Raw genomic sequence first — 6,672 nt, forward strand, 5'->3', positions numbered from 1 at the left:
CGCCACTGGCGGCAACGCCGGTGCCGCCGGCGCTCGGCATCACGCCGGATCGGGTGGTTTCGCGGGAGCGTCGCGCAATGCGGGCGCGGGCTCTGCACCGGGCGGATTCGCGGGCGCGTCTGGTGCGTCCGGGGGGTCTGGCGCATCCGGAACGTCCGCTGTGTCGCAAGGTGGATTCTCCGGCGCTGCGCGCAACCAGCAGGTTCAGCAAGCTCCTGCGGCTTCGATTCAGTCGGCACCCGTTCAATCAGCTCCCGCTCAGTCGGCTCAGGTTCAATCCGAAACGACTCAGCCGGCTGCGCAAGGGTGGGTGTATGAGCGGTCCGCAGCGCCGTCGGCCGGTGAGCCAACGGGTTGGGGACAGCCTGTGCAAACCTCCGCACCCGCGCAGCAGCCGGCTCAACCCGCAATGCAGGAACCCGCGAATACGACTGCACCGGCAGGAGCGACGGCCGCCGCACCTGCGAACGACACCCGTTCGGTGGATGAGAAGTGGAATGCCGCCGTGAATGCCTTGCCTGAGGATATCCGAGAATATGTGACCCGTGCCAAGGTGCCGAGTGTGAGGTTCGGCCAGAACCGCAAGGGTCTGCCGTGTCTTTCGCTCACGTTTGACCAGTCGCTCAGCCAGCATGCGTTCGCGCTCGCCGTGGATTCAAGCGGCAAGAAGGCCGCGATTGTGGTGCAGGATGCCGTGCGTAAGGAATTCGGCCCGAACACGGTGATCGCGCCCACGCAGGTGGCCGCCAACGGCGAACGGGTGGAATCCGTCAAACGCATGAGCCCCGAACAGCTGGCCAAGGTCAAGCAGCAGATTGCGCTCGCCAAAGCCGGTCTCGCTGCCGCAAGTCTGGGTTCCGGTTTAGGTGCGCACCTTGGCAGCGATTCCAAGGAACAGAAGCCCGCGGCGTCCGGCCAGGGCGAAGACGCTGACGACAGCCACCGAGGCGCGTCCCAATCCGCGGACCAAGCTGCGGGCCGAGTTGCGGCTCTGCCCACATCGGATGCGTCTCAAGCTCCCGTGTCGTCAGCAGCTGCGATGGCTCCGGGAGCGTCGGCGACTCCGGCAATGCCCGTGGCATCGCAGCAATCAGTGGGGCAATCAGGGCACCTGGGCGGCAACACCTTGCCTGACGATGACCCTTGGGCTCATCCGGCTTCAAGTCCTACCGAGGCTGCACCCGGCTCAGCCACTTCATCCGCTTCGGCGCATGCTGAACATCATAAGAAGCATGTGCCCGTACCGGATATCAGCGATGGCATAGACCCTTGGAGCCAGCCGAGCCCTGCGGCCACCGTAGAGAACGATCCGTGGAGCCAACCTGCTCCGTCGCAATCCGCGCAGGTCCTGCCACCTGCACAGCCCATCCCCGCACAATCCGCAACCCAGCCGGATCCTTGGAATCAACCTGCTCCCGCGCAACCGGCCACAGCAGAGCCTGACCCATGGAACCAGCCCGCTCCGGCGAACCTTCAAACAGGGCAGCAGCCGGTCCCGCCGGATGACGACCCATGGAACCAGCCGCCGCAGCAGCAGCATGCAGCCAGCGGGTGGGAGCAGTCGCAGGCGCCGCAGCAGGGTTATCCTCCGCAGGCAGCTGCTGGTGCAGGATTCCAGCAAGCGGCAGCCGCCAACGCAGGTTTGCGGAACGATGGCCCGAACGCCGACCCATGGAACCAGCCGCCGCAGCAATCCGCTCCAGCGCCCACGCCGCAGGTGGACCCGGACGACGACGAATACTCGATGAACGACCAGTCGCTTGGCGATTCGCGCGCCATGAGCCTGGACGACCTGAAGAAGATGTTCGAGGTCAAGGACGTCAAGGAATACGCCGCAGACGACCCGAAGAATCCGAAGAACATCCAGCCCGCCAAGAAGCACCTCGGTGAATAAGGAGCAACACAACCATGGCACTTGCCTATGATGGCGCCATCCAGCGTCTGATCGACGCCTTCGGCAACCTTCCCGGCATCGGGCCGAAGGGCGCGCAACGCATCGCCTTTTACCTGCTGTCCGCGCCGGACGACGAGGCGCGCGAGCTTGCTGAGGCCATCGAGGAGGTCAAGGCCAAGGTGCGCTTCTGCGACATCTGCGGCAACGTGTGTGAGACCAGCCCCTGCCCGGTGTGCGCCGACCCGAGGCGCGATCGCGCGACCATCTGCGTGGTGGAGGAGCCCAAAGACGTGATGAGCATCGAGCGCACGCGCGAATATCGCGGCCTCTACCATGTGCTCGGCGGCGCCATCAACCCGATGGCCAACGTCGGCCCAGCCGACCTGAGGATTCCCGGCCTGTTGAAAAGGCTGGAGACCAAGGAGGTCAAAGAGGTGATCATGGCCCTCGACCCGAACATCGAAGGCGAGGCCACCACCAGCTATCTCGCCCAGCTGCTGCGTCCGGTCGGCGTCAAGATCACGCGTCTGGCCAGCGGTCTGCCCGTGGGCTCCGACCTCGAATACGCCGACGAAGTCACCCTCGGCCGCGCCCTCGCCGGCCGCCGCGAAGCCTAAGGTTGCGTGACCGCCTAGAGTCTACAGACGTTAGTTGGTTTTCGTATCGTGATTATACTTATCACGATACGAAAGTGGTATAGCTCTCCGCTCCGCCTCCGGTAGACCAGACGCACCAATCAGATGCATGGTGACGAAATCAAAACTTTCAAAAAAATCAAAAGTTTCAAAAGGTGCGATTCCAGCGTGCGATGCCGTCGTGTAGTGCCGTTGCGTAGTGCCGCCGTGTATTGCCGCCCAGACCGCTACTCCCCGAACGAGCCAATCGTGTCGTTCGGCCTATCGCCGCGACGCTTGCGCCACGGCCACCATGCCGCGTGGCGCATTATGAGCGCGCTCTGATGCCGCCGCGCGAACAGCACGACCAGCCATCCGAGCAGCAGCACGCCGAGGCCGACCGCAATAGCGATATTGCGCGCATCATGCACGTCATTCGGCTTGGGCGCGGGGATCGGAATCGCCACACGGTGTCCGGAGACCAGCAACCGGTGCGTGTTCACGCCGTATGGCGTGCAGGTCATCAGCGTCACGCGGTCCTCGCCCGGCACGATCTTGAGCTGCGAGGTGTCGTTCGGCAGGATCACGGAGATGCGGTCCACCTCGTAGCCCAAGGTCTGGCCCATCACCTCGATGTAGAAGAAATCGCCCTTCTTCATCTCGTCGAGGCGCGTGAACATCATCGCCTCCACGAGTCCACGGTGTCCGGTGATCACCGAATGCGTGGATTTGCCGCCCACTGGCAGCGATGAACCGTACAGGTGCCCGGCACCCGAGGCCAGCGCCTCTTCGGATGTGCCGTGGTAAATGGGCAGGTCTATGGACTGCTTCGGCACTTTGATGGTGCCCATCACCTCATCGCCCGCGTTGAGCAGGCTCTGGTATTCCTTGTCCTTCGACGATGCGGAATCCTCGCCGCTGGCCTGCGAGCCGCCTTGTGCTCCGGAGAACGGGTCCACCGCCTCGCCGAGTATCGGCTGCCCGGACTGCGCGAGCTTCTCGTTGTACGCGCGCGCGGCTTTGAGCGCGTCCTCGGCTTGAGGGTACGGCCAGTTCGCCACGTTCTGCGCGCTGGTCGCTGCGGTTTTGGCCAGCTCCATGCTGGACTGGAACTGCAGGGCCAGCGGGAAGCAGGCCACTGCCAGTGCCGCGACCAACAGCAGGATGGTGATGACGCGCATCACGATGAGGTTGCGCTGCAGGCGACGTCGCTCGGCGGCAAGATCGGAGATATCGGTAGCCTCGGCGAACCGGGTGGGGGCGAATGAGTCGGTATGTGCGGGCGAGACTGACGGAGTGACTGCCGCTGCTGCTGGGGCTTGCCGTGTGACTGCCGCCGACGGGGCTTGTTGAGCTTGTGTGGCCGCCGCAGTCGGCGCTGAAGTCGGGCGTTTGTGCCGTCCTGTGCCATTGCGCCCCCGTATCATCGCGCCGCCTCCCTGCTGTTGTGTCGGACCATGTCCAGGTGGGTGATTCCATGGCGAGCAACCTTGCATGACCGAGACGAATCTCAATCGCCGATGTTGTTCGCCGGAGCGCCCCATACGTTCGCCCACGTTACTCCGCGTTGCGGCCACCGTACAAACCCCCGTACGAATATCGCGGAATGCTGGATATGGCGGGCGGGGCGGAGCGTTCGACGGAGTGGGCTGCCAGAGCCACGGTGCACGGGATTGTACACGGGATTATGCGCGATGCCGGAACCGTGCGGTGCTTGGGTCGTGCGGTGTTTGAACGGTGCGATGCCGGAACCGTGCAGTATCCGGATTGTGCGGCGTCTGGACCGTACGATATCCGGGTGCTGCGCTGCTGACTACGTTGTGCTCGTACCGCCCGCTTGGCGCATGCGACACGCGCGTAACCGGTGTATCCCCCGTTGCATACCCCCTATTTTCGGATTATTTTCCGCCTGGTGGAATGGGGTGAGAACGCTGTATTTGCAATGGTTTACGAGGGTGCTTGAGAGCGTTAACAACGTTGCAATTACTTGACAAAGGGTGTCGGGGGGGTATCAAGGTATACAGAGCTTGGAAGAGCGAAAGGTAGTTTGGATCGTCCAATCAACGGTGAGGGACTACTGATAACTGTGGTTCTTTTTGCGATAAAAAGTTATGACTCTTTTTATCGATAAAAATTTGTTGTGAAGAGTAATCGAGCGGGGTTTATGTTCAACGGATTGCACATACCGAGTCGAGTGAAGAAGATCGGCGAAGCAGCGTGTGCCGCAGTCGCTTCAGCGGCGTTGCTGCTGGCATATGCCACCCCGGCATTGGCTCAGAACACCGCCAACGGCATTACCGAAACCGGCGACCCGAATTCCGCCGCCGCTTCACAGACCGCGAACCCGCAGGCTGGGGACTCCGGCTCCGGCTCCAATTCTGATTCTCAAAGCGATACCTCCGCAGGCTCCGCCAGCGATGCCGCGAACAGCACGGATGCCAATACCGCGAACGGTTCCTCAACTCCCCAGCTCGCGCCCGCAGCTGCCGGATGCGATAGCGTGCAGGATTGGGCCATGCTCTCCAGCTGCATGAGCCAGTCAGGTACTGTGACGATTGCGACGAAGATTGATGCCGGCGATTCGATTGTTATTCCCGCAGATGCAGATGTTACGTTGACTGCCAAAGATGGCTTGGATTCGTCGATCAACGCTGCGACGGCCGGCAATGGTGTGCTCATCGTCAACGGTAAGCTGACGATTGGTGCGGACGCAAAGGACGCGAACTTCACTTACAAGAACGGTAAGCGTTGGCTCGTCTTGGTGAACAACGGTGGCAGACTGACCGTGAACAATGGCGTATTCTCTGGTGTGGACACCGCTGACACCGGATATGCGAACGGTGGAGTCATAAAAGTGACTGGTGGCTCAGTCATTATCAACAACGGCACTTTTGTAGATAACAAAGCGGGGACCGCTGCTGTACTGTATGCGGATTCAGGAACTATCGCTATTAACGACGGCACATTCTCCGGCAACAGTGCAGTAAACGCCGGCGTGCTGTACCAGACAAATGGTGCGAAGACGGTTGTCAGCGGTGGGACTTTTGAGAATAACAAATCCACCTCCACTGGAGCTGGCGGATGGCAGGGCGGTGGTGTGCTGCGCAACATGGGGGGGTAGCGAAATGACAGTTGCCGGTGGCGAGTTCATTGGCAACTCTGCAAATAAACTCGGTGGCGTAGTATTCAATAGTGGCACACTTTCCGTTTCTGGAGGCACTTTTAAGTCCAACGTGTCATATGGTGCTGGCGGCGGTGTTATCGCGCAGCCTGCGGGCTCTACCACCATCACGGGCGGTACGTTTACCGAGAATGCGCAGGAGATGAGCTACTGCATACGAAACGATGATGGTAGCACGGTTCCTTCTTGCAGCGGTTCACATTCAGGATATGTCGGTGGCGGTGCTATTCATACTGATGCCGGCGAACTCACTATCCAAGGCGAGGTGACCTTCTCCAAGAACCACGCCAATGCGGCCGCGTTCATGACCGGTGGTGGCGCGATCTACGCACACGGCAATCTGTGGGTGTTCAATGATCCGCTTGACAGCTCCAAGAAGCCGACATTCACCGGAAACTGGACCGCAGTCGGCGTAGGCGAGCAGAATACCCAGTACCTGAATGACGACGCAACGAAGAAAGTTCTTCCTACTGGTGGCGCCGGTGGAGCGATCTTCCTTCAGGGATTTGACAAGGATAATCCCAAATCTATCGCTTACTTCATGGGTGGTGTCTTTGAGGGCAACACATCCGGCTATCTTGGCGGTGCCGTGTATACGGAGGAGAATACCACTGCATTCATGGGCAAGGCCGTGGCCGAAAGCAACGTCGCCGGGCACTTCGGCGGTGGCCTGTGGTTGTGCCCGTCGGGTAAAGGCGAGGCATCTGAGGGCGGCAATATCGCGCTGTTCAACAACAACGTGGACTACAACATCGATTCCAACGATAAGTACCATTATGCCAATTACATGGCTGGCGATGACTTCGCAATGATGAATCCGAAAGGTAAGGGCTATGCGGAAAGTACGTTCAAACTGCTGAATACATGGTTCATGGATCGCTCGGAACCGGCTGTGAATTGGTACTGGGATGGAACTCCAATAACCCAAGCCAATGGTTTCAGCGATGATTACCAAGCTCCTGAGTGGAGTGATGAGTCAAACA

At 60.6% G+C, this 6,672-nt stretch carries 3 protein-coding genes and 2 pseudogenes; 4 read left to right on the forward strand and 1 reads right to left on the reverse strand.

Going from position 1 to position 6,672, the window contains the following annotated elements; translation table 11 throughout:
- A pseudogene (locus tag BW09_RS04315) lies at positions 1 to 1,894 on the forward strand (hypothetical protein); the annotation flags it as partial.
- 14 nt (positions 1,895 to 1,908) lie between these two features.
- Positions 1,909 to 2,511, forward strand: a complete 603-nt coding sequence (gene recR / locus BW09_RS04320) for a recombination mediator RecR (protein WP_044089433.1) — start codon at positions 1,909 to 1,911, stop codon at positions 2,509 to 2,511.
- Positions 2,512 to 2,756: 245 nt separating this feature from the next.
- Here recR and BW09_RS04325 read toward each other — a convergent pair whose 3' ends face one another.
- Entirely contained in the window at positions 2,757 to 3,935 is a 1,179-nt protein-coding gene (locus tag BW09_RS04325; protein ID WP_140463871.1) for a class C sortase, read from the reverse strand.
- A gap of 767 nt (positions 3,936 to 4,702) precedes the next feature.
- On the opposite strand from BW09_RS04325, the gene BW09_RS04330 reads away from it, so the two are divergent.
- Both BW09_RS04330 and BW09_RS04335 read left to right on the forward strand, forming a co-directional pair.
- Entirely contained in the window at positions 4,703 to 5,629 is a 927-nt protein-coding gene (locus BW09_RS04330) for a hypothetical protein (protein ID WP_140463869.1), read from the forward strand.
- A 4-nt stretch (positions 5,630 to 5,633) separates the two neighbouring features.
- A pseudogene (locus tag BW09_RS04335) lies at positions 5,634 to 6,672 on the forward strand (hypothetical protein); the annotation flags it as partial.

The organism is Bifidobacterium sp. UTCIF-1 (genome assembly GCF_006408915.1).
GTDB classification, from domain to species: Bacteria; Actinomycetota; Actinomycetes; order Actinomycetales; family Bifidobacteriaceae; genus Bifidobacterium; species Bifidobacterium reuteri.